The 23,918-nt window shown below is 46.6% G+C and carries 25 protein-coding genes; 16 read left to right on the plus strand and 9 right to left on the minus strand.

The annotated features are described in order from the left end of the window. The 4 genes from ASN18_RS14900 to ASN18_RS14915 all read left to right on the plus strand — a co-directional run. The coding region (locus ASN18_RS14900) for a helix-turn-helix transcriptional regulator (RefSeq protein WP_353740375.1) at positions 1-573 on the plus strand (573 nt) is incomplete at its 5' end. 192 nt (positions 574-765) lie between these two features. Then, positions 766-1,050, plus strand: a complete 285-nt coding sequence (locus ASN18_RS14905; RefSeq protein ID WP_085053579.1) for a PilZ domain-containing protein — start codon at positions 766-768, stop codon at positions 1,048-1,050. 73 nt (positions 1,051-1,123) lie between these two features. Then, entirely contained in the window at positions 1,124-2,455 is a 1,332-nt protein-coding gene (locus ASN18_RS14910; protein WP_236861794.1) for an NHL repeat-containing protein, read from the plus strand. A 122-nt stretch (positions 2,456-2,577) separates the two neighbouring features. After that, positions 2,578-3,357 (plus strand): InlB B-repeat-containing protein, encoded by a 780-nt coding sequence (locus ASN18_RS14915; protein WP_157073030.1) that lies wholly within the window; start codon positions 2,578-2,580, stop codon positions 3,355-3,357. A gap of 199 nt (positions 3,358-3,556) precedes the next feature. Here the strand turns inward: ASN18_RS14915 and ASN18_RS14920 are convergent, their stop codons facing one another. The 5 genes from ASN18_RS14920 to ASN18_RS14940 form a co-directional block, all read right to left on the minus strand. After that, a complete protein-coding gene (locus ASN18_RS14920; protein WP_085053582.1) occupies positions 3,557-4,210 on the minus strand; it encodes a class I SAM-dependent methyltransferase in 654 nt (217 codons plus the stop codon). A gap of 112 nt (positions 4,211-4,322) precedes the next feature. After that, on the minus strand, positions 4,323-4,718 hold the full coding sequence (locus ASN18_RS14925) for a hypothetical protein (protein ID WP_085053583.1): 396 nt from the start codon (positions 4,716-4,718) through the stop codon (positions 4,323-4,325). Between the two features lie 11 nt (positions 4,719-4,729). Continuing rightward, positions 4,730-5,296, minus strand: a complete 567-nt coding sequence (locus ASN18_RS14930; RefSeq protein ID WP_085053584.1) for a hypothetical protein — start codon at positions 5,294-5,296, stop codon at positions 4,730-4,732. Positions 5,297-5,409: 113 nt separating this feature from the next. Then, positions 5,410-6,792: a B12-binding domain-containing radical SAM protein gene (locus ASN18_RS14935; protein ID WP_236861795.1), complete on the minus strand. Its 1,383-nt coding sequence runs from the start codon at positions 6,790-6,792 to the stop codon at positions 5,410-5,412. A gap of 47 nt (positions 6,793-6,839) precedes the next feature. Continuing rightward, positions 6,840-7,352, minus strand: a complete 513-nt coding sequence (locus ASN18_RS14940) for a Uma2 family endonuclease (RefSeq protein ID WP_236861796.1) — start codon at positions 7,350-7,352, stop codon at positions 6,840-6,842. Positions 7,353-7,524: 172 nt separating this feature from the next. Here ASN18_RS14940 and ASN18_RS14945 point away from each other — a divergent pair, with 172 nt between their 5' ends. The 9 genes from ASN18_RS14945 to lexA all read left to right on the plus strand — a co-directional run bounded on the left by ASN18_RS14945 (position 7,525) and on the right by lexA (position 17,259). Continuing rightward, positions 7,525-9,324 (plus strand): phosphoenolpyruvate carboxykinase (ATP), encoded by a 1,800-nt coding sequence (locus ASN18_RS14945; protein ID WP_085053587.1) that lies wholly within the window; start codon positions 7,525-7,527, stop codon positions 9,322-9,324. A 129-nt stretch (positions 9,325-9,453) separates the two neighbouring features. Beyond that, positions 9,454-10,527 (plus strand): DnaJ C-terminal domain-containing protein, encoded by a 1,074-nt coding sequence (locus ASN18_RS14950; RefSeq protein ID WP_085053588.1) that lies wholly within the window; start codon positions 9,454-9,456, stop codon positions 10,525-10,527. Next, positions 10,520-10,909 carry a MerR family transcriptional regulator gene (locus tag ASN18_RS14955; RefSeq protein ID WP_085053589.1) on the plus strand — a complete coding sequence of 130 codons (390 nt, stop codon included), beginning with the start codon at positions 10,520-10,522 and terminating at the stop codon, positions 10,907-10,909. Before ASN18_RS14950 ends, ASN18_RS14955 begins: the two co-directional genes overlap by 8 nt. Then, positions 10,906-13,536: an ATP-dependent chaperone ClpB gene (gene clpB, locus ASN18_RS14960; RefSeq protein WP_085053590.1), complete on the plus strand. Its 2,631-nt coding sequence runs from the start codon at positions 10,906-10,908 to the stop codon at positions 13,534-13,536. Before ASN18_RS14955 ends, clpB begins: the two co-directional genes overlap by 4 nt. A 79-nt stretch (positions 13,537-13,615) precedes the next feature. Further along, entirely contained in the window at positions 13,616-14,374 is a 759-nt protein-coding gene (locus ASN18_RS14965) for a hypothetical protein (protein ID WP_157073031.1), read from the plus strand. Positions 14,375-14,376: 2 nt separating this feature from the next. Further along, entirely contained in the window at positions 14,377-14,865 is a 489-nt protein-coding gene (locus tag ASN18_RS14970) for a type II toxin-antitoxin system VapC family toxin (RefSeq protein ID WP_085053592.1), read from the plus strand. A gap of 19 nt (positions 14,866-14,884) precedes the next feature. Then, positions 14,885-15,526: a PAS domain-containing protein gene (locus tag ASN18_RS14975; protein ID WP_236861798.1), complete on the plus strand. Its 642-nt coding sequence runs from the start codon at positions 14,885-14,887 to the stop codon at positions 15,524-15,526. Then, positions 15,486-16,223 carry a response regulator gene (locus ASN18_RS14980; RefSeq protein WP_085053594.1) on the plus strand — a complete coding sequence of 246 codons (738 nt, stop codon included), beginning with the start codon at positions 15,486-15,488 and terminating at the stop codon, positions 16,221-16,223. Before ASN18_RS14975 ends, ASN18_RS14980 begins: the two co-directional genes overlap by 41 nt. Before the next feature lie 403 nt (positions 16,224-16,626). Continuing rightward, a complete protein-coding gene (lexA, locus tag ASN18_RS14985) occupies positions 16,627-17,259 on the plus strand; it encodes a transcriptional repressor LexA (RefSeq protein ID WP_085053595.1) in 633 nt (210 codons plus the stop codon). 127 nt (positions 17,260-17,386) lie between these two features. Here the strand turns inward: lexA and ASN18_RS14990 are convergent, their stop codons facing one another. Genes ASN18_RS14990 through def form a run of 3 tightly spaced genes read right to left on the minus strand, consistent with a single transcriptional unit; the run spans position 17,387 to position 19,355 of the window. Further along, positions 17,387-17,908 (minus strand): DUF116 domain-containing protein, encoded by a 522-nt coding sequence (locus ASN18_RS14990; RefSeq protein WP_157073032.1) that lies wholly within the window; start codon positions 17,906-17,908, stop codon positions 17,387-17,389. Next, positions 17,898-18,821, minus strand: a complete 924-nt coding sequence (fmt, locus tag ASN18_RS14995; protein WP_085053597.1) for a methionyl-tRNA formyltransferase — start codon at positions 18,819-18,821, stop codon at positions 17,898-17,900. The genes ASN18_RS14990 and fmt overlap by 11 nt, the downstream gene beginning before the upstream one ends. A 42-nt stretch (positions 18,822-18,863) precedes the next feature. Continuing rightward, positions 18,864-19,355, minus strand: a complete 492-nt coding sequence (def, locus tag ASN18_RS15000) for a peptide deformylase (RefSeq protein ID WP_085053598.1) — start codon at positions 19,353-19,355, stop codon at positions 18,864-18,866. A gap of 81 nt (positions 19,356-19,436) precedes the next feature. Between def and ASN18_RS15005 the strand changes: the two genes are divergently transcribed. Further along, the gene (locus tag ASN18_RS15005) at positions 19,437-20,372 is read left to right on the plus strand and encodes a bifunctional riboflavin kinase/FAD synthetase (protein ID WP_085053599.1); all 936 of its coding nucleotides are present in this window, start codon (positions 19,437-19,439) and stop codon (positions 20,370-20,372) included. 22 nt (positions 20,373-20,394) lie between these two features. Here the strand turns inward: ASN18_RS15005 and fumC are convergent, their stop codons facing one another. Further along, the gene (gene fumC, locus ASN18_RS15010) at positions 20,395-21,813 is read right to left on the minus strand and encodes a class II fumarate hydratase (protein ID WP_085053600.1); all 1,419 of its coding nucleotides are present in this window, start codon (positions 21,811-21,813) and stop codon (positions 20,395-20,397) included. A 132-nt stretch (positions 21,814-21,945) separates the two neighbouring features. On the opposite strand from fumC, the gene recN reads away from it, so the two are divergent. Then, complete coding sequence (gene recN / locus ASN18_RS15015; RefSeq protein ID WP_236861799.1) at positions 21,946-23,616, plus strand: DNA repair protein RecN; 1,671 nt, start codon at positions 21,946-21,948, stop codon at positions 23,614-23,616. After that, the gene (locus tag ASN18_RS15020; RefSeq protein WP_085053602.1) at positions 23,616-23,828 is read left to right on the plus strand and encodes a 4Fe-4S dicluster domain-containing protein; all 213 of its coding nucleotides are present in this window, start codon (positions 23,616-23,618) and stop codon (positions 23,826-23,828) included. The genes recN and ASN18_RS15020 overlap by 1 nt, the downstream gene beginning before the upstream one ends. The last annotated feature ends 90 nt before the right edge of the window (positions 23,829-23,918 follow it).

Genomic DNA, 23,918 nt, shown 5'->3' on the forward strand with positions numbered 1-23,918 from the left:
CAACGGCTGAATAATGGGAGCCGGATGAGCGGAGAGGTTCATGTCCGGTTCTGCGAGGGGCTGGGGGTGCAATTCCCCGGTCTACTCACCGACACAAAAAACCAGAGGGTCTTTTCAAATGCCGAAGGTCTTGATATAGCTCCAGAATTTGGAATCATGCAAGAAGAACATGGACAGTTTAAGGAACTCCCCTTGCTAATCAAATCGATTTATCAACTCTGTGACAGAGTAAAGAATGGGTTAGTGGAAGAAATATCTGACAAAGACGAACTTGATAAAGAAGGCCATAATAACAATGAAGATATTGTGAGTTGTACTTTAGTTGAAGATAACTCAGGACATTTATTGTCATTGAGGGCCTTCTCAGTTTCACAAGTGCCAGATGGTGGCGCACCGTTACTCATCATGGTTTTGATAGAGCGAATTGCACGAAAGCACAGTGTCGATTTAAAAAAGGCTGGTATGGCTTTCAATCTCAGTAAAAGGGAATCAGAGGTGCTAGAACTTGTGTGTTTTGGGAGTTCAAACAAAGAAATAGCTGACAAACTATTCATCAGCAAACATACAGTGTAAGGATCACCTCAAGAACATTATGGGAAAGATTGGTGCATCCAAATAAATGCGAGATTATATCGCGTTTGGCATTCCCACCATCTGAATAACAGATTTGTTTTGCTCAATGCCTCATCGTACACATCCGGTCTGTAAATAAAAATCCCCCTTTTGGGGGATTGACTACTATTTTTTTATATGAGATGATAGAGCATGAAATCTGACATAGATGATAGAACATATGACAGAAAGGCGTATAACAATACTGTTGAGTTTAGGACATTAGATGATGCGTGTCTGACACAAAAAACGGCAGCGAGTTTTAACATAGGCAGTGGAGGTATCGGCCTGGTTTTGGACCAACTGCTTGTTAAAGGCAAGGTAGTGCAGCTTTTTATCCACGTTAGAGATGGTGTAACCGTGCCTGTCTATGCAGAAATAGTATGGTCAAAAAGCTGTGAGGGGGGATATGAGGCTGGACTGAGATTTTTCACATAGTTATGAGGATTACATAAATGGCTGTATGCGTTGCTTTATAATATTTTATAACATTATCAGTAGAGGAGGTGATTTGGTTAACAAAGCAATATCAAAGCTGTTTTCAGAAAGGCTGTTTCAGTCTTACAAGGGTATTTATAAGGGAGGATATGCGATGAATTATATCTTTGATTTTTTAAGATCGTTCAAGTCAGGTTCGTTCAAGCCACAGGGGAAGGCTATTGTGTGCTGTTTTATCATGTTTTACGCTATGATGTTCTTACTTTCAGGAATCTTAATGCCAACCGAAGCGGCAGCGGAAACTTATTCTTTCGTTACGAAATGGGGTAGCTATGGTACGGGGGATGGTCAGTTTAATAACCCTTATCGCATAGCAATAGATGGCAGCGGGTATGTTTATGTTGCCGACCTGATGAACAGCCGAATCCAGAAATTTACGAGTGATGGTGCTTTCGTTATAAAATGGGGCAGCTTCGGCACAGGTGACGGACAGTTTGGTGGCCCTAGTGGTATAGCAGTAGACAGTAACGGGTACGTTTATGCTGTCGATGGGAATAATGGCCGAGTCCAGAAATTTACGAGCGATGGGACTTTTGTTGCAAAATGGGGTACCCCTGGTACAGGGGACGGACAGTTTGATGGCCCTGATGGTATAGCAGTAGACAGCAGCGGGTATGTTTATGTTGTCGATGGGTATAATCACCGAGTCCAGAAATTTACGAGCGATGGTGCTTTTGTTGCAAAATGGGGTACCCCTGGTACAAGGGACGAGCAGTTATATTACCCTAGCTCTATTGCAATAGATAGCAACGGATATGTTTATATTATCGCATACAATAATCACCGAGTCCAGAAGTTTACGAGCGACGGTACCTTTGTTACGAAATGGGGCAGCTTCGGCACAGGTGACGGACAGTTTAATGGCCCCACTGGTGTAGCCGTAGACAGCAGCGGGTATGTTTATGTTGTTGATCTATGGAATGACCGGGTGCAGAAATTTACGAGCGATGGTATCTTTGTTACGAAATGGGGCAGCCCTGGTACAGGGGACGGACAGTTTTATCATGCTATTGGTATAGCAGTTGACCGAATGGGGTATGTTTTTGTTGGTGATTTCTATAGTTACCGAATCCAGAAATTCCAATCATCCAATATGCCCACTACCTATACATTAACGGTTACGAAACCCGGCACTGGCTCGGGCACGCTAACACCGTCAAGCGGGACTCTCACGTGGAGCGGCAGCACCGGCACGGCATCCTACTCGCCGGGCACATCAGTGACGCTAACAGCAACGGCAGATAAGCGACGTTTGCATCGAACAACGAAATTGCTGCTACTGCAGCAATTAATGCAGTATATAATCAATATCCTGCATTCTTTGGAACAAAATCCGGAGGTGTAACCACAGGAGCGGACACGAGCGGCACGTACTATCTCCAACAGTTTACGAATGACACAGCCATTTTGGCCTATGGAGATGGGTATATGTATTACAATTACAACAGTAGTTGGCACAATATGTGTATGACCTGGAAATCGATTTCTTACACCCTGACTGTAACCAAATCCGGGAGCGGCACGGTAACAAGCTCACCAACTGGAATGAGCTGCGGTTCTACAGTCTCCTCATATGATATCTACACATCCGTAACACTAACGGCAACTGCGGATGCGGGTTATACATTTTCAAACTGGACCGGGTGTGATTCACTAAACGGTGCTCAATGTACTGTTACGATGTTCTCGAACAAATCTGTAACGGCAGTGTTTACAAACATATGTACGGTAACATCATCAGCAGGGGTCGGCGGAACGATAAGCCCGTCTATTCAGACGACCTCTTGTGGCAATACAGCGGCATTTACTGTAACGCCAAACACAGGATATACGGCGTCGGTAAACAGCACTTGCGGCGGCTACTTATCCGGTAGCACGTTTACAACAGGTACCTTAACATCTGATTGCGCTGTATCGGCAACATTTACGCAATCCACTAGCAAACTCCCGCCGACTATAAGCGAGGACGTGAAATCCAGGGATATAACTAGTACCTCAGCAGTAGTAACAGGCAAGGTCAATCCCAAAAACAGCTTGACCACCGTTTATGCGCTATACGGTACTGACATGGGGAGTTTGATATCTAAAAGTTCGCAGACGACCCTAACCGGCGTTGGACAACAGGAAGTATCGTTTACGCTGGAGTCGTTATCTCCAAACACGACATATTACTTCAAACTGGCAGCCGAAAATGCCAGCGGAAAGGTGGAATCAAAAGTGTTTTCGCTGACGACCCCAAAAGACTAGGATTTAGAGCACGATATGTGGCAGTTATGGGGACACTATACTTGAACGTGTCCTCATAACCGTCAATCAATCATGGTTTTTTTAAGATTTTTATGGGTGGCATAATAGAACTGACTTGAAGAATGAGGGCTCTGCCCTCAAACTCCCGGCAGGGAACTTGTCCCCTGCACCCCATCACATATGAGTCTGTTAATAATCATTAGCACAACAAACGGTGAGAATCTATCAGTGTCATTTTACGAAGCAAAAAGCCCTTAATAAATCCAAACGGGTCTCCATTAATTACTCTGACAACTGTAACCGGTTGATCCTTTATAATGTCATCAAATACCCTGATGACGCTGCAAAAGTTATATTTCATCACAAAGTCAGCCGTAGACATAACCCGGGCTGCCCACTTTGGAACACTGATGAGATGGTCGTATATGAGAATTTCTCCGTTTGGCTTGAGTACCCTGACGATTTCTGCGAATGCCTTTTGCGGGTCATATACGCACGTAAGGAAAAGATCGAGTATTGCCTTGTCAAATGTATTGGAGGGGAAGTCCATGTGTTCAGCATCCATGATGTGCAGGGTGATTTCCTGTTTTTTATTCCGAATTTTATTTCTCGCAATTGCAAGCATTACCTCGCTTATATCAACGCCATCAATTGAAACACCGTGTGGAACATATGGCAAATCATAACCGCTGCCAACGCCCGGAATTATCACCCTGTCACCCGGCTGAAAACTGAGCATAGCGATTGCCTTTTTCCTCCAGCTCTTAAGCGGCAGCATCATCATTGGATAGAAAAAAGGAATAAACGTATTAAATGACACCTGTTTAATGATATTTTTGATTTTAAACCCCATGCTTCAACAGTAACACATGTAAAGCGTAAAAGACAAACACAGGGACACAGTAAACACTGATATTACTACACGAAGCACACTCAGGGGGCGGTGTACAGCCAATCTGTACAAATTACTGCCGCTTGCTCAGGTCATTACACTCGTCTGAGTCGATGGTTGTCTTAAGATTTGATTTAATCGTCTCATAGACGCACCCGCTTATTTTACTGCCCCAGTGCTCACCATCTCTTGGCGATAAGGCTGCAGGTATTTCAGCGGCATGCTTCGTCAGGCATGATTTAACAGCTTGTGCTGCCTCATCATTACAGCCGGTCTGGTTAAGGTTGAAGCATTTTCTGAAATATTGATTTTCTGCACACATGATGCCAGGCAACACTACCGACATCTGCCCTATCCAGTTCTCCTTTGCAAGCGCATTTCCTGCCTGCGCTGTAGTTGCCGCTGGAAACATTAAGACTGAGACATATAAAAATGTTAGCAGAGCTTTTACCAACGAGCGTTCACTCACCAGAAGTCTGCTTATTGATGTATATAGTAAATCCATATCCTTGTATTTATCAGACAGCTTAATCTCAGTTGTCTGTTGCTCGAATATTTAGCGTCATATGTAAACACATATGTCTTACCTGTATCGATTCCGCTTTTAGTTGGGGAGTCACCATCTACAAGAGTTATCGTTTCTAATTTATCTTTTCTGGTATCAACTAGCTTCCTGCCGCCTTTTACGGCGACCGTAAGCTCCTTGATGCCAACTTCACAGGCTTTTTTAAACCAATCGCTTATCCCTGATGCATCTGAAATCCCCTGAATCAAATCTCTTGGTAGATTACCAACTATTCCTGTTCCGCCACAATACTTTGTATTGCCCTTCATAGCCTTAATATTATTCTCATGTACACAAAAACGAGCCCTATGGTTACAAAAATATGGGCCGTCGATAAGACATCCATCTAAAATCCTCTCTTCACCATTTTTTAGAACGAGAATTACGCTATCAGCAACATCCTCACTTTCGGCGTATATAGTTTCTACGCTAAACGCGAATACACATACGGCGGCTATAATTATTATAAGTTTCCTTACCATACTGTCCTTATTATATTTACATTAGATAATATTGTCAAGAACCCTTGCGCTTCCCTCTCAGGGCTGTGCAAAAGTGATTACGGCTGCTCCGTATGCCAAACATGAATTTGTTATTAAATCGCTGATTTCAAATTGCAAAGACCGTCAACGCAGGCGTCTGAACTCTTAATTGCCTTATTAATCATGGTTCGGCTGTATACACCAAACGCGCCGTAAAATAAATCCAGCCTACTCATGCGCCGCAATATATAATCCAATGAGTAAAAATCTCTCATCGCCCTAAGCGTCTCAAAGTGAAGGTCATGGGCGGCAATCATCGCCGGTTTATAGACCACATGGTGAATGTCATATTTGGCCCAGTCAGTATGCAGTAGTCTGTCCTGCGCTTTAAATTCGTCATATATCTTTGTGCCCGGAAGCGGGGTCAATATCATATACTGCACTGAGTCAAGCCCCATCGATGTGGCGAAGTCTGTAGTGCGTTTTATTGTATCAACTGTATCGGTGTCTGCTCCGAAGACGAACATGCCGTGGATTTTAATATCGTGTGCTTTTATCTTCTTTATGCTTGTTATATTGTCCTCTAATGTCTGTTTCTTTTCGTATTCCTTTAAGGATTCTGGATTTATGGACTCAAAGCCGATACATACCGTAGGTTTACCGGTGTCTGCGATGATTTTAAGGAGTTCGGGGTCTTTGGCGATATCTGGGCGCACCATTGCTGACCAGCGGGGTTTTAGACCTATCTCGTTCATGCCCTGGAGGATTAGCTTTGTCCTCTTTCTATTGGCGGCAAAGTTATCATCAACGAAGAAGATAGGGGAGTTTGAGAGCTTGACCCTGATTTTTAGTTCACCCATCACGGACTCAACCGACCTGAAGCGGTATTTCCTGCCAAACATGGGCGACACGAGGCAAAACCGACAGTTAAACGCACAGCCGCGCGACGTGGCAACAGGCAGGATATTAGAATTCTTCCACCTGTGAACGAGTTTGAAATCAGGAAGCGGCAGCGTGTCAAGGTCTTTGACGAACTCACCCTGCGGGTTGTGGACTATATCTCCGGCGAGATTTCTGTAAGTCAGACCTCCGATTGATTCTACTGGGGGCAGGCCGGTTTCTATATACTCGACAAGTGCGGGAAGGGCAATATCCCCCTCACCGCGAACAACGAAGTCCGCGTGTCCCATGGCCTCATCGGGCATAAACGTCGTGTGAGCGCCTCCGATTACGACAATAACGCCAAGTTTTCTCAGGCGGTCAGCAATTGCATAGGCGTAGTGAACGGTTGAGGTTATAGTGGATATACACACAATGTCTGATTTCTCAACAAACTTCCAGTCTGGCCGTGCAATGTCCTCAATATATACCCTGACGTTATGGCCTTGGTTCTTGAGAATAGTTGACAGTAACACCGCCCCAACTCGTGGGATAGGAAAACGTCTGAAGATATTTGAATCCGGCGATCTTATCTCAATAAAAGAAATGTTTTTCATGTAGTGTTCTCCATAAGTTGGAACTGGCAAGCTGCTGCCAACCTGCATTAATCGAATATATCCTTAATGTTGACCTGAAGCCCCTCTATAATTTTAGATGTAACGATACCTTCTATCTCCGCAATTGAGTGTGTCTTATATCTATCGTTTTCAATGGTGAGTATCTCGATTGTCTTAAACTCAGGTAGGACTATCCAATACTCAGGTACCCTGTATCTCTCATATACTGCCCTCTTTAAAGCAGTGTCCCTCGCGTATGTGCCTTGTGAAATTATCTCGCAAACCATGTCCGGTACACCGCGCACCCAGTCCTGAACAATAGCCATATTTTCTGTCCTGATAAACAATATGTCTGGTTGAAGTCGGTTCACTCCTTCTTCAAAGATTATATCCAACGGAGAATAATAGACTTGGCCTAATTTCTTTGCTTTAACATAATGACGAATTATTTCATTCAGATTACCGCTAATCCTCTGATGACTTCCAAATGGACTAGGCCCCATACTCTCCTCTCCATTGATGATTTCGGTCAGGTCTATGTCTCTATAAACCGTTTCCACAGCACCATTATACCATAAGGCTTATAGTTTGGTCGAACACATGACGCATCCCAAGTGCCTGTTTCTGATTTTGGGGCATTGGTAATTAACCGCCAGATTAGACTATAATAGCCGTTGCACTGAGAGTGTGCTTACGTGAGACGACATAGAACATTAACAAAGGAAGGTAAAGATGATGTCTGATTTTCACAACGGGTCGCTGACCCAAAAAAAGCCTTATGCTATCACCCGCGGCAAGGTCATTTTCGATTTTTCCCTGATGTACTGCGACACTCCGTCAAAGCTGCTCCAGAGCGAGCTGTTTACTATGATTATCAATGGGTTTATTAAACGCATTGAGACAAAACAAAGCAGGGTCTTTACCTTTTTACAAGAGTGTGTCCCATTGAGAAGGCGTGAATCGCTTACAAAATACATGACTGACTTGTTTCGCCTGCTTGCCAGCCACACGGCTGCTGAAATCATAGTCATGAACAGCCAATACTACGATGTGCTGTCAGACAAGGAATACCTGCTTGAGTTCATCGAAGAGCTGTATAACTACTGGCGGCGCTTCGAGAGATATATGTATATCGAGGCCCCTAAGCGCTCACATTACACACAGCAAAGCATTCACCACGCCCAGTTCATCAAGCTCCATGTCGAATTAAAGACAATCGTCCTGGAAACATACAGACACGTCAGGGAAAATCTGCTTGGGTTTAACCCGCGCGTCTACCGGCAGCTGCCAGCAGGGGCAAACATGGGCATACTGCTTGAGAAAATCGACTGGAAATACCCCGAAGGTCTCAACTTCGTTAAAGATGTCGCCTTTATTCGGCTTGCCATTATGGAATCTCCGCTGATTTTATACCCGAAGATGAACAAACGCAAGGGGGCGTTTAAGGAAGTATTCAACCTGAAGGAAGACATGCTGCTGCTTATCCCTGAGCAGTGGATGTGCTATCCGGCAAAGATTGGGACGCTTACGGCATTTATATATTTTCACAGGGATTTCATATCACAGGGGCTGTCGCTGTGTAATCTCTTTGAGATTGCCGACTACGAGGACATTGATGACAAATCCCCTGATATTATGCTGTTTGTCGGCCTTAAGAATATGGATTTTGCAGGTGAGACGGTCTTTTATGAAGACAGAAAGACCGGCACTCTCATAGGAATGATAAGATATGGAGAGGACATAGACTATTTCGGATATTTCAAGAAGATGCCGCTTACACTTCATAACATAGTGATGCTGGAGCGTGGGCGTCTGCCGCTGCACGGGGCAATGACATCTCTGACTATCAAATCCGGCACAAATGCCGGTGTTGTAATCGTCGGGGACAGCGGGGCTGGAAAGTCCGAGACGCTTGAGGCGCTCAGGACTCTGGCCGATGAGCATATTCGTGACCTAAAGTTTATCTTTGACGATATGGGGTCTTTAAACTTCAGCGATGAAAAGGGAATCACCGGCTACGGTACAGAGATAGGTGCATTTGTCAGGCTTGACGACCTTCAGCCCGGCTATGCCTATGAGGAGATAGACCGAAGTATCTTCATGAACCCTGATAAAACAAATGCCCGTCTCATCATCCCAATAACTACATACTACGATATTACACGCGGCTACAAGGTTGACATCGTTCTCTACGCCAATAACTATGAACCAGTGGACGAGACACATCCAGTTATAGAGTTCTTTGACACACCGGAGAAGGCCCTGACGGTTTTTAGAAATGGCGCCAGATACGCTAAAGGCACGACAGATGAAAAGGGCATTGTCAACACATACTTCGCCAATCCCTTTGGTGCCCCGCAGCGCAGAGATGTCCACGAGGAACTCGCAACCGCGTATTTTAACAAGATGTTTGAGCTGGGCATCAAGGTAGGTCAGATAAGGACACAGCTTGGTGTTGAGGGCTTCGGGCAGGAAGGCCCGCGCGCAGCGGCGATGGAACTGTTTGAGGTTATTAAGGGGTTGAGAAACTAAGGAATGAAAAATACGTTAAGCAACTTAACACTTGATTAAGTTCAATAAATATAACTTGACAAAGCTCTTATAAAGTGTTATAGTTAGACAGTGACGATTCGTCGCTGGTCGCTTTGGGCGGCTTAACAAATGCGTGCGAATACTGAGGCTGATATGTCTTCACCTGGGAATAGTGGGGTAAAAGATCATTATGCAACACTGGGCGTAAGCAAGAGCGCTACACATGATGAGATAAAAAAGGCATACCGGAAGCTGGCAAGGAAATGTCATCCCGACCTGAATCCCGGGAGCAAGGAATGTGAGGCGAAGTCCAGGGAGATAAATGAGGCATATGACGTTATAGGTGACGAAAAAAAGCGTAAGGAATACGACGAGGCAAGGGCTAATCCGTTTGGCTCTGAAAACGGCTTTGAGTATTTCAGAAACGGCGCTAACGCCAGGCCATTTAATAGCGGTTTTGGCGGTAAAAAATACACGGCGAACTATGATTTCGGGGGATTCGGAGACGTATTTTCTGAGCTATTCAAATTCAACGCCAGACCAGATACCCAAAGAGACAACAGAGGCGACGACCTGACTGCAGAGTTGACACTGACACTTGACGAGGCATACACAGGCGTAACTAAGTCACTTACTATAAAGCGCGACGCGCTCTGCATAAACTGTGCAGGCAACGGGGTAAAGGGCGCCAGAGCATGCCATGTATGCAACGGCATGGGCACAGTTGCAGCCACAGATTCGATGAAAGTTAAAATTCCGCCGGGCGTAAACACCGGCAGCAAGGTAAGACTCAAGGGCAAGGGCGCTATGGGAGCAGGCGCTGCAGGAGATGTAGTCATAGAGATACAAGTCAAACCGCATCCTGTATTTAAGAGAAAGGACAATGATTTATATATAGACCTGCCGGTAACGTTTGTTGAGGCCGCACTTGGGGCAAAAATAGAGATACCATCTCTTAACGGCACATCTGTAATGACCCTTCCTGAGGGGACTCAAAGCGGCAGGATATTCAAACTCAAGGGCAAGGGGATGCCGCTTCCTAAGGGCGCTGGCAGCGGTGATTTATATGTCGAGGTGCAGGTGGCAGTCCCGGCAAGGCTGACACAAAAGCAGAGAGAGCAGATAATCGCCCTTGATGATTTATATAAGGAAGACGTAAGAGAACACCTGAAAAATTTGACAAGGGAACAGAGCCATGGCTAAGAACGATGACAGCAGACGACCCCTTTATGTAATCAGCGTAGTGGCGGAGATGTTTGACCTGCATCCCCAGACCCTGAGGCTCTATGAGCGGGAAGGGTTTATAGCACCGGCACGGCAAAATAACCAGCGCAAGTACTCGGATGAAGACATAAAGCAGTTGGAGTTTATTGTTGATCTCACAAGAAAACTAGGCGTAAACAAGGCAGGGCTTGAGATAATCATGGAAATGCGGGGCAGACTTGAGGCCATGCGTAAAGAAATAGAGGGCATCATGGACTACCTTGAGGAAGATACAAAGAGCTATTTCCAGGGCAGACTACAGCAAATACTTATTGGAAAACATGAGCCGCCCCCAAATGACAATGGAGGTGGCAGCAGATGATGGATAATCTTACGATAAAAAGCCGCGAGGCCCTCAGAGACGCCCAGACAATTGCCGGCAGCAGGGGCAATCAGGAGCTGCAGCCCGAACACATGCTCCTTGCCCTGACAGCGGACAAAGACGGAACTCCATCGCAGATTCTTGCAAAGGCAGGCGCTAATGTCGAAAGATTAAAGGCCGAGCTGGAGGCTGCCGTCTCCAGATTTCCACGTGTATCAGGGGCACAGCCCATTGGACACCTATACCTGTCTCCAAAACTGAAGGATGTATTTGACGAGGCAGGAGCAAGGGCCAAGCACATGAACGACGAATATGTCAGCGTCGAACACCTGCTCTTAGGGCTGATTCTTAAAGGCGGCGGTGCGTCCAAACTCCTGAAGGGCCATGGCATAGACAGCGATGCGCTGCTTGCGGCTATGATGGAATTCAGAGGTACGCAGCGCGTCACTGATGAAAGCCCGGAGGAAAAATACCAGGCGCTAAAGAAATATGGCAGGGACCTCAGCGCCCTTGCCGCTAAGGGAAAGCTTGACCCCGTAATAGGAAGAGACGAGGAAATCAGAAGGGTAATCCAGGTGCTTGCCCGAAGGACAAAGAACAACCCGGTGATAATCGGAGAACCAGGGGTTGGTAAGACAGCCATAGCCGAAGGGCTTGCCGGGCGTATTGTAGCAGGGGATGTGCCGGAGACGCTGAAAGACAAGACCGTAGTGGCGCTTGATTTAGGGGCGCTTGTGGCGGGGGCAAAGTACAGGGGTGAGTTTGAAGACAGACTGAAGGCAGTAATCAAGGAGGTAGAGGGTTCTGCGGGGAAGGTAATCCTGTTTATAGACGAGCTGCATACGCTTGTTGGGGCGGGGGCTGCCGAGGGTTCAATGGATGCCTCTAATATGCTTAAGCCTGCCCTTGCACGCGGGGAACTCAGATGCGTTGGCGCTACCACGCTTGATGAATACAGGAAATATATAGAGAAAGACGCCGCGTTAGAGAGACGTTTTCAGCCGGTTTATATAAAAGAGCCTACTGTGCAGGATACTATATCGATTCTGAGGGGGCTGAAAGAGCGCTATGAGATTCACCATGGGATAAAATTCAGAGACTCTGCCCTGGTAGCCGCCGTTGTCCTGTCAAACCGCTATATATCGGACAGATTCCTGCCGGACAAGGCAATTGATTTAATAGACGAGGCGGCCTCGAAGCTGCGCATGGAGATGGACAGTATGCCTGCGGAACTCGACGAACTGGAGAGGCGTGTAAGGCAGCTTGAGATAGAGCGTCAGGCAATGCTCAGAGAAGACACAGAAGACTCAGCCCTTCAGCTTGAGAAAATAGACAAGACTGTAGTCGAACTTATCGACAAACGAGATGAGCTGCGCTCCCTATGGATGGGGGAAAAGGAAATCCTCTCCACAATCAGAAAGATAAAAGAGGAGATAGAAGACGCAAAGACAGAGGCCGAAAATGCCGAACGTGAGGGCAATCTAGCCCGAGCAGCGGAGCTGAAATATGGCCGCATTATAGAGCTTTCTAAATCACTGGAAGACCAAACCCGCCGTCTTGAGCACTGGCACGCTAACAGCAAAATGCTTACAGACGTGGTAACAGAGGAGGATATCGCATGGGTGGTGTCGAGATGGACTGGAATTCCTATGCTGAGAATGCTTGAGACAGAGGTGGAAAAGCTCCTCCACATGGAGGACAGGCTGCGGCTCAGGGTGGTGGGACAGCCCGACGCAGTACAAATGGTCTCTAATGCGGTGAGAAGGGCAAGGGCTGGCATTCAGGACCCGAACCGCCCAATAGGTTCATTCATATTCTTAGGGCCTACCGGTGTAGGGAAGACCGAACTTGCAAGGGCGCTCTCTGAGTTCCTGTTCGACGACGAAAACGCCATGAGACGTATTGATATGTCAGAGTATCAGGAAAAACACACGGTGTCGCGTCTTATTGGTGCCCCCCCGGGTTATGTCGGCTATGACGAGGGCGGGCAGCTTACTGAGGCCATTAGGAGACGCCCCTACAGCGTTGTCCTGTTTGATGAAATCGAAAAGGCACATCCAGAAGTATTTAATGTTTTGTTACAGATGCTCGATGATGGAAGGCTGACAGACGGTCACGGCAGGACAGTGGACTTTAGAAACACTGTCATAATTATGACATCAAACGTAGGAAGTTCGTATATCCAGGAACACTTGCAAGCCAGAGACTTCCCTGACTTAAATAATTCACGCATCAGCGGCGTTAAGGACAAGGTCATGGCAGAACTGCGGTCAATCTTCAGGCCGGAGTTTCTTAACAGGGTGGATGAGATAATAATATTCAACCCACTGACTAAAGAACTGATAAAACGCATTGTGGACATTCAGCTCTACAGAATGAGGCGGTACCTGAAGGACAAACGCATAGACATAGTGCTTTCAGACAGGGCAAAAGAGGCAGTCGCAGACATCGGCTACGACCCTGTCTATGGCGCAAGACCGTTGAAAAGGGCGCTGCAAACAGAAATATTAAACCCGCTGGCACTAAAGATAATCGAAAAGTCAGTAAAAGAAGGAGACACAATACAGGTGGACTATGAATATGGTAAAATGGTATTTACAGTAGCAGAAGCGGCAGAGCTGGCGTGAAATACTAATGAAGTTAGCCGTTGAGGAATGTTATAATAATAAATAGGGCACAGCTTTAGGGAGCGGAATGGAAGGTATAATGGAAATAAAGTTTGCAGGGGAGAAGATTCTCCCTGAGACCATTCGGGCAAGAGATTTAGCCGAACTCGTTTCTAAGGTCGAAGAGTCTTTGACCGCAATAATAGTCAAGGACAATGCAGATGTCAATCCTGATGACATTGTTATCGGTTTAGTCAATATCGAAAAAGGCAGTACAATACTCACCTTTGAGTCCTCCAGAGCAGACCTGGCCTTAAATGCTTTCACTGTGCTATCTGATGCAATAGCTACGGGTGATTACTACAAAATTCCATCAAATTCTGTCAAAGGAATCAAATCTGTATATGATTTTATAAAGAAAGGAGATTGTGTGGCAGAGTTCAGGACTCAATCTGGCAGCGTAAAACCATTAGCTTTTATTTCCCCGCAAACTGAGATAATATTTCCAACGGCTACTCAACTCTCAGGAAAAACAGTAATCTATGGCAAGGTAATTCGTGCAGGCGGGAAAACTCCAATAATTGGGATAGAACTTATCGACAATAGAATAATTTATTGTGATGTAAGCGAATCAATAGCAAAAGTAATAGCACGCAGGCTTTATTGTTGGGTAGGATTCTCGGGAATAGCAAAGTGGAATGCCGATGATTATTCAATTGAATCTTTTAATATTGAAGAGATTATAGACTATGAAGATATGCCAATTACTAAAAGCATATCAAAACTATCTTTAATAGCAGGAAGATATTTTCAGGATGATATAGATGTTGTTAAAATTATTTCAGAGATGCGCAGCTGACAATGAAATATATTTGCTTAGATACCCATATTCTTATATGGGGTATGAGTGGAAAGTCGGCAGAGAGCCAGGATATAATGGTTTCAAAAGCTAAACGATTTATTAAATGGCTTGCAGATGATAAAGATATAAGAATACTATTACCAATAAATGTAGTTGCAGAATTTCTTTGTTTCATTCCCTGTGAGGAGCATAATAAGATACTATCGGTGTTCAATGAATCTTTTATTATTGCACCATTTGATGTAGCCGCAGCAAGCTGCTTTGCAAAAATATATCATAAGAAACTTAAAGATGGGACAATTGAGCAAATGAAGCAGGATGAAATCACAAAGGTAAGGGTAAAGTTTGATTGTCAGATTGTATCCATTGCCCTAACTCATAATGTACCGATTATTTATAGCCACGACGAAAAACTATCAAAATATTTTTGTGACTATATTAAAGTTGAGGAAATGCCTGATATCCCACAACAGGAATTATTAAATTAATCGGGGGCGCATGAGATTCATGGCAGACGAGAAAAAATTGTGTGATCAGTTATCTGACAAGCCCCCGGATATTTTCTTTAGAATATCCACTGACGGTCAGATACTATTTATATCTGACTGCGTGGAGAGGTTAACGGGCTTCAGCCCCGATGATATAAAATCATGCACGTTTTGGGAACTATTTGCTGGCACAGGGCACACGGCAGCAATGCCGCAGATAATATTCGCTATGCTCAATGAAAAGGGAAGGGCAGAGGGTATTGAGATGCTTATAAAAACACGTGATAACAGCCCATTCATGGCGTCTCTGCACGCGTACTATTTTAGGGAAAATGACGCCTTAACCATAGAAGGCTCTCTAAGAGATATTTCAAACCTGCCGCATTTCCCTGATGATTCCGAAAAAATAACGGCAGCACATCAATCGGCTGCGGCTATGGCACACGAGATAAATAACCTGTTGACAAGCGCCTCTTTGTCTGCTCAGTTAATTGAGCAAAAACTAAGTAAATCCACAGCCCCGGAGGCTGTTACACAAAAACTTGCGCGCTTGCAGAAAAACATAGACAAGGCCGCCTTGATAGCAAAAAATCTTATGTCGATAACCAGGACATACAACAGTGAGTTTACGCCTAATCAACAGGACAGGTATATCGGATGATGACTTATCAAGGGTATTTAATCTTACAACAAAGGAGGGCGTCACATTGAAAAAAATCCTCATTGCCGACGACAACACAGAACTAAGAGAGAGCATCGCCGAGGTAATGGCAGATGCAGGGTATCACACGGAATTTGCCGCTAACGGCAAAGAGGCCGCAGCAAAGGCTGCAGAGATAGATTTTGACATCGTACTCTTAGATATGCTTATGCCAGTCATGAAGGGGGCAGAGGCGCTTTTGGAGATAAAAAAGACAAGGCCGTCGGCCAAGGTAATCGTCATGACAGCGTTTTCAAGCATAGAAAATGCTGTTGAGATAATTAAAAAAGGGGCGTCGGACTATATTGTAAAACCATTTAAAATTGATCAACTGCTTACCATAGTACGCCGTGAGATTGAAGAGGCCGGCTTTGAAAAAGACACTGTAAATATCGACCTTGACCGCCTGTTTAACTGTCTGTCCAACCCCATAAGGCGTAATATAATAAAATTCCTTCACCGCAGCAAAGAGATGCGTTTTATGGAACTAAACAGAGAACTCAAAATGGATGACCACACCAAACTCGTCTTTCACCTAAAAATCCTCAAAGAGGCCGGTATCTCTACCCAGGATAAAAGCAAAAACTACATGCTGACGCATGAAGGTATGCGGGTGTTTCAGAGTCTAACGCTTATTGAGAATTATCTTGTTCCATAAACGATAGAATATGGTATCTCTGGGTATGTGAATAATTATTCACATATATCAGGTTTTGCAGAATAAGATTTATCTTGTAATGGGCTTTTATCATATTATATAGTAAATACAGGGACATGGTTATGAAGGTATATAATAAAGAGAGAGTGGCATTAAGAAAGGGGGCAGTTTATTTTCTTCCTTCCCTAAAAAAGCGCCTATGTACATTTGTATGGTGGCTTGCCTTAGAAACTTCCTCCCCTGTTTCGATAGGGGTAAGCCGCCACCCGTAAACTGCCCTCCCCCCCCCTAAAAAAATTAAAAAGGTCTGTCTTATCTTCAGGGGGTAAGACAGCCCTTTTTTTTTATTTATTATGGAAAATTAATACTTGACAAAGACTGAACGAGTGTATATAATAGAAATATGAAGAAACAGACGGATAAACAGACAAAGCTGACGGAAAAACAGGCAAGGGTGCTGGAGTTCATAAAAGACCACTTGTCGGTAAAGGGCTATCCCCCCACAATAAGGGAGATTTGCAAGGGTTTTGGGTACTCAAGTCCCCTCTCAGCCAAACAGCATGTGGACACGTTGATACGCAAAGGGTATCTGAGAAAGGATGATGCCAAGCAGCGTGCCATAGAAGTTACGGGCATGAGAAAGCTAAATACGGTGAGATTACCGGTAGTCGGACGGGTTAGGGCTGGAGAGCCGGTACTTGCCGTAGAGGACATAGAGGACTACATTACGCTTGACAAGGGATATCTGAATATCGAAAGCGGATTTGCCCTTCGCGTGACCGGGCATAGCATGATAGAGGCAGGCATCGGAGATGGCGACATAGTGTTTGTAGATGCTGCCCGTGCAGTCGGAGATGGCGACATAGCGATTGTCCTTGTGGGGGATGACGAGGCCACGATAAAGAGATTTTATCGTAAGGGTGCTCACGTAATGCTTGTACCGGAGAACAAGGACATGCAGCCCATGCTGTTAAATGCCTCAGATGTGAGTGTGCTGGGGCGGGTAATGGGCGTGATGAGAAGATTTTCCGACTAATCTGACAGGTACAGCGATGGAGCGCTTAGGCGAAAAGATCGCGGTTGCTGCCTCATTTGGGCTGAGGGAGCGTTTCAGACCTGTCAAGTGGTCAAGCAAGTGCGTTTGCCCTGCTGATTGGGAATCATTATGGGCAGAGGGCATTTATTGCGGCAGTCACTTTTTCTATGCTTACGCTGGTATTGAAACACGGGCCGTATGGCCGTTCGTTGTGAATCCCAATAACCGGCAGCGGATATGAGTCAACTATGCCGCTGCTGAGGTCACGCTCACATGCAACTGCCACAATAGCGTGCGGACGCACGTCCATGACTATTTTCCTTGCCACTGAGCCGCCTGTAGCCATGTACAGCTCCAGTTTTTTATCTTCTGAGACGCCAATCAGGTCCTTTACGCCACACCTGCCGCAGCGCTTGCAGTTATATATGTTGTTTGTTATCCTTATGTCACACTTATCGATTTGCAGGCAGTGCGGGAGCATCAGGAGTATCCTTTGAGTCTTTATGCCCTGTTTTAGTACGAGGCTGTTGTTTAAATTGATGACGTGGCGCTGAAAACTCTCCTTCTTATCTTTAAAAAAGGCACCCAGAAGCATCAGCATAGGATAATATATCTTCAGCACAATGCCGCGTAACCATTTAGCCCACATGCTCAAGCGCCTCCTTTGCATTGACCTTGCCGCGCAGATATTCCCTGTATGACATCGGCTTTTTCCCCTCCGGCTGGAGTTCTTCAATCGATACGACACCAGTGAGCGCGGCTATTAAAAGGCCGTCACGGTCTTTTCTGACAACGTCACCGGGCCTATAGCTGGATTTGTCATTGCTTTGGACAGCACCCCTGATGATTTTGATGCGCTGACCATTAATAAACGTAAAGGCGCCGGGCACCGGGCACAGCCCCCTGATCAGATTAACAATCTCAGCGGCAGGCCTTGCCCACAGTATTTGGCAGTCATTCTTGCTGATGGGGGCGGCATATGAGGGGACGCCCTCTTGCGCTGCGGCCTTAAGCGTACCATGCCCTATCCCCTTGAGTGTCTCGATAAGTAGTGCAGCGCCCATTGCGGCAAGCCTCTGTGTTAGAGTCTGAGCCGTGTCGCTTTCTTCTATGACGGTCTTTTTGATTAGAAACACCGCCCCTGTGTCAACCCCCTCGTCCATCAGCATTGTAGTAACCCCTGTTTCACGTTCACCGGCAATAATTGCCCGCTGAATCGGGGCAGCCCCCCTGTAAGCAGGCAATACCGAGGCATGGACGTTGATGCAACCCAAAGGAGGGAGCAGCAGCAGCTCTGCAGGCAGAATCTTCCCATAAGCCGTAACAACTGCCACATCCGGGGCGCAGTCCCGAATCTCACTGATAAACTCCGGCGTTCGTACCGAATGTGGCTGGAGTACTCTCAGCGATGACGACACGGCCAGCGCCTTGACAGCAGAAGGCAGCGCTCGTCTGCCCGCATCGGGCTTCGTAACAACGGCCTTAATGTTGTATCCAGCCTTTAGTAACGCCTCGAGGGTGCATACTGAAAACTCCGGCGTCCCAAAAAAAACAATATTCAAGTCCTATCCCTTTTACGTGTAACCGCCCGTATTGCCAGGCAGTCAGGTAGAGTTTATTTTTCGGATTGCTGCATCTTCCATGCTTAGTTTATCCAGCAGCAGTATCCCGTTTAAATGGTCAATCTCATGCTGCAGCGCCCTGCACAGCAGCCGCGCGGCCTCAATCTCGACAGGTTTACCGTCTCTGTCAAGCCCCCGGACAAAGACCAGCGCCCGGCGCTCTACAGTTGTGGTGAACTCCGGTATGCTCAGGCACCCCTCTGTTGACAAAATATCCCCTTCAGAGTACACAATCTCTGGATTAATAATTACCAAAGTACTGGGCTTTGTGTCGTCTTTCAAAGATGTATCCAGTATGATGAGCCTTTTTGATACCCCGACCTGCGGTGCAGCAAGCCCTATTCCTGCGGCGTCGTACATGGTCTCTATCATGTCGTCAATCAGTCTTTGCGTACTGCCGTCAATGTTTTTAAACGGCGAGGCAGTCTGCTTTAGTACCTTTGCAGGATACGTTTTAATTTTCAGTAAAGGCATATCTAATATTATAACACTATTTTTTTTGAAAATTGTATAATTGAAAGTTCAATCTAATAAAACACACACTGGGAGACGGCATTGGAGATAATAAGAGGACTGGAGAATTTAACGAAGGCATATCATAATGCCATCATAACGCTGGGGAACTTCGACGGTGTACACGCCGGTCACAGAAGGATATTAGAGCGTGTAAAGGCAGCCTCACAAAGCGCTGGCGGCACGTCGATAGTGATAACCTTCGACCCGCATCCCGTTAAGGTAGTGAACCCGCAAAAGGGATTAAAAATACTTACGCCATTTGATATAAAGGCCGAACTGATAGGGAAGACAGGCATGGATGTACTGCTCTGCATAGATTTTAACAAGGAGTTCTCATCAATTGCCCCTGATTATTTTATCGAAGAGATACTGGTTAAGCGCCTTCAGGCGGCACACATCATAGTAGGACATAATTACAGGTTTGGCAAGGGCAAGAAAGGTTCAACAGAGGTGCTGAGGCGCAGGGCTGCCAAATTCGGCTTCAAGTTTAATGTGGTCAGAAACGTTACAAGCTGTGGAAATGTGGTAAGCAGCAGCTCAATAAGACACCTGCTCACCCGCGGTGATGTCGTAGAGGCGCGTAAACTTCTGGGCAGGCCGTATTTCATTCAGTCGCAGGTGATAACCGGCACGGGCAGGGGTAAAACCCTGCTTCAAACGCCTACTGCTAATCTCTCCCTGCCGGATGAACTGGTGCCAAAGGCCGGAGTGTACGTAGTCAGGGCTGCCGTTGACGGCGTTCTTTACGACGCAGTTGCAAACATTGGCAACAACCCCACATTCGGAGGCATCCACACAGCATACGAGGTTCACCTCTTTGACTATGACAAATACCTGGTCGGCAACACCATACGCGTGTACTTCTTAAAGCGGCTTCGCGATGAGAAGACCTTCCCATCGGCAGAAGACCTTAAGACGCAGATACAAAAGGACATCTCGACGGCCAAGAAGATTCTGGCCGAGACGCCCGTATAGCCCATAATAGATTAGTGCCTGCTTAGAGTTCAGGGCCGGTCATTGCCTCTGGCCGCATGTGCTTGTCGAATTCCCCGCCGTTGAGATACCCCAGCGCAAGACACGCCTCCCGGAGCGTCATATTATCTTCAAGCGCCTTATAGGCAACTTTTGCACACTTATCATAGCCTATCACCGGAGCCAGGGCAGTGACAAGCATAAGTGAGCGTTCAACGTGGGATTTTACACGCCCCTCGTCAACCTTAAGACCCCTGACGAGAAATTCCTCAAAACTCCGGCACGCCCCCGCAAGTGTGTTCACAGAGTGCAGCAGATTAAATATCATAATTGGCTTAAACACGTTCAGCTCAAAATTCCCCTGAGACCCTGCGATGCCGACTGCGGCGTCGTTGCCCATCACCGCAACGCAGACCATAGTCATTGCCTCGCACTGTGTTGGGTTGACCTTGCCAGGCATAATTGAAGAGCCGGGTTCATTGGCCGGGAGGATGAGTTCCCCAAGCCCGCAGCGAGGGCCGCTGCCAAGCCATCTGATATCGTTAGCGATTTTCATCAGAGCGGTTGCAAGGGTGCGCGTTGCCCCGCTTGCCGATACGATAGCGTCATGAGAGGCCAGGGCAGCAAACTTATTCGGCGCTGACACAAAGGGAAGCCCTGTCAATTTTGCAATGTGTGATGCAACGGCCTCGGCGAACTTCGGATGTGTGTTGATGCCCGTGCCAACAGCCGTCCCGCCGATGGCAAGTTCATAGAGCGTTGGCAGTGTGTTATCTATATAATTAAGGCAAAGTCCCAGTTGTGCGACATATCCGGAGAACTCCTGCCCGACGGTCAGCGGCACGGCATCCTGAAGATGTGTGCGGCCTATTTTGACGATGTGTGAGAATTCTGCGGCCTTTGTGTCCAGCGCATCGCGGAGCGTTTTTATGGCTGGAATAAGCATTTTTGTTATGGCAGTGGCTGCGGCTATGTGCATTGCCGCGGGAAACGTATCGTTTGAGGACTGGGACATATTGACGTGGTCGTTGGGATGGATGGGGTTTTTGCTGCCCATGCGCCCGCTGACAAGTTCAATGGCACGGTTTGAGATAACCTCATTTACGTTCATGTTGGTCTGCGTACCGCTTCCGGTCTGCCACACACTGAGCGGGAAATGTGCGTTGAGCTTCTCCTCGATAATCTCCTCGGCGGCCCGGACTATTAAGCCTGCTTTGTCATGCGGCAGAAGCCCAAGTTCGAGGTTTGTCAAAGCGGCGGCCTTTTTGACAATCCCAAAGGCGTGGATAACTTCGATGGGCATTGGGTCATCACCAATGGAGAAATATATGAGTGAACGCTGCGTCTGAGCGCCCCAGTAGCGGTCTGCGGGGACGGCAATTTCTCCCATGCTGTCGGACTCGATGCGCGTATTGGTAGCACTGCCGACGGGTATATCTTTCATACGTGTTTCTCCTTCTTTACGATTACTTACTGACGTAGTATATTATTGTAAATATTGCGTCAATAGCAATACGTTTTACTTTGACGGTGGATTTAGGTTATGCTATATGGAACTTAAATGTGTTGAGTGTGTGTGCTTAGGGAATTATTCATAAAAAAATTTGCAGTGATAGACGAATTACGGGTTGAACTCCATGAGGGTCTTAACGTATTAACCGGGGAGACCGGGGCGGGGAAATCCATAGTCGTTGACGCGTTAGGGCTTATTCTTGGGCAGCGCGGGCAGTCTAACTTTATTAAAACAGGTGCAAAGGAAACGGTAGTTGAGGCCATATTCGACGCTGTCTCAGTTGCGTCGACAGAGGCACTGGGGATAGATGTCTCAGAGGAATTGATAATTCGGCGTGTGGTGTCTTCCACAGGGAAAAATCGTTCCTTTATCAATGATTCCTCTGTGGGGATTGCAACTGTCACTGAAATTGGCTCAACGCTTGTGGATATACACAGTCAGCACGAAAACCAGAGCCTGATGTCAAAGTCCAGACAGATGCGTTTACTGGATTCATTTGGCAGGACAGAGGATGCCGTGAAGGACTACTCAATCACTCTGGGCAGGTACCGCGCCATGTTGGATGAACGGGCGCGCCTTGCGCAAAACATCAGCAACAGGGACAAGCGCATAGAAATCCTTCGATTTCAGATAGACGAAATCACAGCAGCCGACCTCGACGCAAAAGAAGCAGAGACGCTGTCAAAGGAGCGGGCTGTGCTTGCGAATCTGACAACGCTGAAAGAGTTGAGCGAAGGCGCCTACGAAGTGCTGCACAAAAGAGATGGGGCAATGGAGGACCAATCTGCCGTTGTCGTTGATTCCCTTGAGAAGCTGACAAAGATAGACGAAAGCGCCTCTGAGATTCTCTCGATGGCAAAGGAGACTCAATCCTATATAAAAGAACTCTCCGTGATGCTTCGCCGCTACAAGGACAACATAGACTTTGTCCCTGAGCGCCTGGACACAATTGAAACACGACTTGAGGCAATAAGAAAATTAGAAAGAAAATACGGCGAGACAGTAGAGGTCATCCTGAACTACAGAGACAGCGCAGTTGCAGAACTCGATGAGCTGACGGCGGTAAATGAAAAACTCGATTCTATCGAAGCCGAAATAGCATCGGCAAGGAAACGCCTTGAGGCAGCGGCAGAAGATATTTCGAAGCAGAGGGCGGTAACGGCCAGACGCCTTGAGTCTGAGATAGCCAGCACACTGAAAGTGCTTGCCATGCCGAAGGCACGTCTTGAGATATCCCTTACACTCAATAGAAACGAAGACGGCTCCCTGAAGTTACTAAACGATGGAGCAGACACTGTGGAGTTTCTGTTTACGGCCAACCCTGGCGAGCCTCTGAAACAATTGCAAAAGATAGCCTCCGGGGGTGAGTTATCAAGGGTGATGCTTGCCCTTAAGAGTGCCTTCGCAGAATATGATGATATACCGGTGCTGGTGTTTGACGAGGTTGACGCAGGAATCGGTGGTGAGACGGCAGAGCGAGTAGCCGATAAGTTAAAAGAACTATCAAAAAGGCGTCAGGTGCTATGTGTAACGCATCTTCCACAGATAGCCTCAAGGGCTGACAACCACCTGATGATACACAAGCATGTGAGCGACGATGCGGTAGCAATAACTGTGGAGACCCTCTACGGTCAGGACAGGCAAGTGGAGCTTGCCCGGATGTTAAGCGGCAGCATAACCGACATATCACTGGAGCACGCCCGTGAACTTCTAAAAAAAGGCGGAGATGTTTGATGAAAGGAAAGATTGAGATAAACAAGGAATTGTGTAAGGGCTGTACGTTTTGTGTAACTGCGTGTCCGAAGAAAATAATCAGCATGAGCGCAGAGTTTAACAACTCTGGATACTTTCCGGCGATCGTCGAGACAATGGAAGAGTGTACGGGCTGCGCCATGTGTGCCGAGATGTGCCCAGAAATAGCTATAGAAGTATGGCGGGAAGAGTAGAGCGGCCTGCGCAGCACGACGTAAGCGCCAGCTCTAACGTTTTCTATGCCTTCAACGAGATTGCGCTATTTCTTTCCTCCGGCTCTGCCC

The organism is Candidatus Magnetominusculus xianensis, from assembly GCA_001541255.1.
In the GTDB taxonomy this organism is placed as follows: domain Bacteria; phylum Nitrospirota; class Thermodesulfovibrionia; order Thermodesulfovibrionales; family Magnetobacteriaceae; genus Magnetominusculus; species Magnetominusculus xianensis.

Bases quoted from the DNA above. Each gene is read 5' to 3' on its own strand.
- ASN18_RS14905 (WP_085053579.1), top strand. From the start codon at position 766: ATGAAATCTGACATAGATGATAGAACATATGACAGAAAGGCGTATAAC.
- ASN18_RS14915 (WP_157073030.1), top strand. From the start codon at position 2,578: ATGACCTGGAAATCGATTTCTTACACCCTGACTGTAACCAAATCCGGG.
- ASN18_RS14920 (WP_085053582.1), bottom strand. From the start codon at position 4,210: ATGGGGTTTAAAATCAAAAATATCATTAAACAGGTGTCATTTAATACG.
- ASN18_RS14930 (WP_085053584.1), bottom strand. From the start codon at position 5,296: ATGGTAAGGAAACTTATAATAATTATAGCCGCCGTATGTGTATTCGCG.
- ASN18_RS14935 (WP_236861795.1), bottom strand. From the start codon at position 6,792: ATGAAAAACATTTCTTTTATTGAGATAAGATCGCCGGATTCAAATATC.
- ASN18_RS14945 (WP_085053587.1), top strand. From the start codon at position 7,525: ATGATGTCTGATTTTCACAACGGGTCGCTGACCCAAAAAAAGCCTTAT.
- ASN18_RS14950 (WP_085053588.1), top strand. From the start codon at position 9,454: ATGCGTGCGAATACTGAGGCTGATATGTCTTCACCTGGGAATAGTGGG.
- ASN18_RS14955 (WP_085053589.1), top strand. From the start codon at position 10,520: ATGGCTAAGAACGATGACAGCAGACGACCCCTTTATGTAATCAGCGTA.
- clpB (WP_085053590.1), top strand. From the start codon at position 10,906: ATGATGGATAATCTTACGATAAAAAGCCGCGAGGCCCTCAGAGACGCC.
- ASN18_RS14965 (WP_157073031.1), top strand. From the start codon at position 13,616: ATGGAAATAAAGTTTGCAGGGGAGAAGATTCTCCCTGAGACCATTCGG.
- ASN18_RS14970 (WP_085053592.1), top strand. From the start codon at position 14,377: ATGAAATATATTTGCTTAGATACCCATATTCTTATATGGGGTATGAGT.
- ASN18_RS14975 (WP_236861798.1), top strand. From the start codon at position 14,885: ATGGCAGACGAGAAAAAATTGTGTGATCAGTTATCTGACAAGCCCCCG.
- lexA (WP_085053595.1), top strand. From the start codon at position 16,627: ATGAAGAAACAGACGGATAAACAGACAAAGCTGACGGAAAAACAGGCA.
- ASN18_RS14990 (WP_157073032.1), bottom strand. From the start codon at position 17,908: ATGTGGGCTAAATGGTTACGCGGCATTGTGCTGAAGATATATTATCCT.
- def (WP_085053598.1), bottom strand. From the start codon at position 19,355: ATGCCTTTACTGAAAATTAAAACGTATCCTGCAAAGGTACTAAAGCAG.
- fumC (WP_085053600.1), bottom strand. From the start codon at position 21,813: ATGAAAGATATACCCGTCGGCAGTGCTACCAATACGCGCATCGAGTCC.
- ASN18_RS15020 (WP_085053602.1), top strand. From the start codon at position 23,616: ATGAAAGGAAAGATTGAGATAAACAAGGAATTGTGTAAGGGCTGTACG.